This is a genomic window from Ruminococcus sp. AM31-15AC (assembly GCF_003462045.1).
GTDB classification, from domain to species: domain Bacteria; phylum Bacillota; class Clostridia; order Oscillospirales; family Ruminococcaceae; genus Hominimerdicola; species Hominimerdicola aceti.
The window spans coordinates 1-1,916 of the sequence record NZ_QTYG01000104.1 but is presented as its reverse complement, the minus strand read 5'-3'; the positions used below and the strand labels follow the sequence as shown (position 1 = coordinate 1,916).

The following is a 1,916-nucleotide window of genomic DNA, read 5'->3' as shown; positions in this document are numbered from 1 at the left end:
CTAATTTTAATGTAAACTTTCATAAAGGAGAGAAATTTTATTTATTTTCACGATAGCGAAAGGATCGCTTATTGTGAATTAAAAAATAATATAGAATAGCGTTAAGATTAAAGCAGTAAATACATTCAATTCACAAGAGGCATTATTTTTTTGAATGTGCTTTCATCAACATAAAAAATTATTCTTTCAAACCACTGTCGCAATCACGACAGTGGTTTTTCTATGTCGGATCATAGATATTTATAACCTTACTTTTTACGGTAGACCGTGTGCCATGTACTACTGCATCGTGTTGTGGAAATGCAAAAACAAAAAGCCATCACTGCTTCGTCCATTAGTCAATCATACAAACTTTTAAAGGAACACTGAAAAAAGGTTGTTAAACCTTCAACTTCTTCCCCTATACAAGTAAGAGCAAACTCTACATAAAATTTGTTACGAATTTGTTCAAGCCTACAAACTTTATGTATTAAGGGTTGTCAAAACGGCGACTCCTTTCCGTATACAAGTGAGAGCAAACTTCATAAATAATCTGTTCTGATTTTGTGCAAACATACGAAATAAAAAAATCCTTTGTAAAAAAGTTGTAGAAAAGCAAGAACGTAGATAGTAAGTAGCAGAGAGAGCTGATTATCGTAACAGTAGTCGAGTTAGCTAAAATACAATTCAGAAAACTGTGCAGGTATACAAATATTTTTCACACACGCATAAAAAAGTATTTTTCATCGGCTACAGGGTGAACGGACAAAAAGAATCTTGACAATTAAATCCCATGCAGGAGAGATATCAAGCGGCGAAGTACAGCGAAGATCATGCAGAAGGAGCAGGAGCGTATCAAGCTTGGAAAAACGTCCTTAAGTCAAACAAGACTTTCTGACAGGAACTGTACTGCTGTGGGGCAGAAGAAAAAATAAAAATGAAAAACGAAAGGAAGATGCATATGAAAACCGTCAACGAGAAATTCTACAGAAGATATATTGAACCGACATTCCCGGCAGCAATATATGATGACATCACACCGCAGGCGTTCATGGTGATGACTGTACTTTACAGCGACTACGATTACGATGAAAAGTGTGCGACGGTAAGTCGCAGAAATATTGCCCATACCTGTAATATGTCCGTGAGAAACATCGACCGCATACTTAGTCAGCTTGCAAAGAAAGATCTCATAAGAGTGCAGAAACGTTATGCGCCAAGCGGCAGGCAGATAGAAAATTCCTACAAGCTGATTTATCGTGATTACAGATCATGAATTGCGATACCCTCTGTGTCACTGCGCAATACCTTTAAGGATTAATACTAACTAATATTATTAATAGCAGAAGAAAGAATAGCTATACTTGCTAAGAGGTGAGTAACAAAACAGAATTGGCAGATAGGTTCGCTGATTGACAGTCCGCCTTTTCTCTTCTGCGAATAAGAATGGGGATGTTCAGCAGTCAAAACAGTATTCATAAATGTCATCGCAACACAACGGCGATATTTGCCCTTTTCACTCGTAGTAGGGTAAACCATACCACCTTAGGCGGTACAAGCCCACATACGCCGATTGTGCGCGTTGTACGAGGGGATAAACGAGAAGTTCGGAAATCAGTTAAAAAGCACATCGGAAACCGGATATGTTGGTTATGAACAAATTTCCGATTTGCCGCATGACGATGAAAGTGAAATATTTCATTGCAGGTTAAAGTCATGGCGTCTGAAGCCGCCATGACCCTCACAGCGGACAGCAAAGCTGACCGCAAATATGCCGTAAATACGCAGTTTTTGCATTGGTCTTGGTTTTGTCAATATCACTTGACACATTTTATTCGAACAAGAATTATGCAGCGAGAAAGATATGATCATAGTAGAGCTTTCTTCGAACTGCCGGAGGCAGCCCACCGTTGGCGGTGCAGATTCTTCTGTTAGCC

The 1,916-nt window shown here is 38.8% G+C and carries 1 protein-coding gene; it reads left to right on the top strand.

Annotated elements, in window-relative coordinates; genetic code table 11:
* Nucleotides 1–940: 940 nt before the first annotated feature.
* Nucleotides 941–1,255, top strand: a complete 315-nt coding sequence (locus DW793_RS14050; protein WP_147342229.1) for a hypothetical protein — start codon at nt 941–943, stop codon at nt 1,253–1,255.
* The last annotated feature ends 661 nt before the right edge of the window (nt 1,256–1,916 follow it).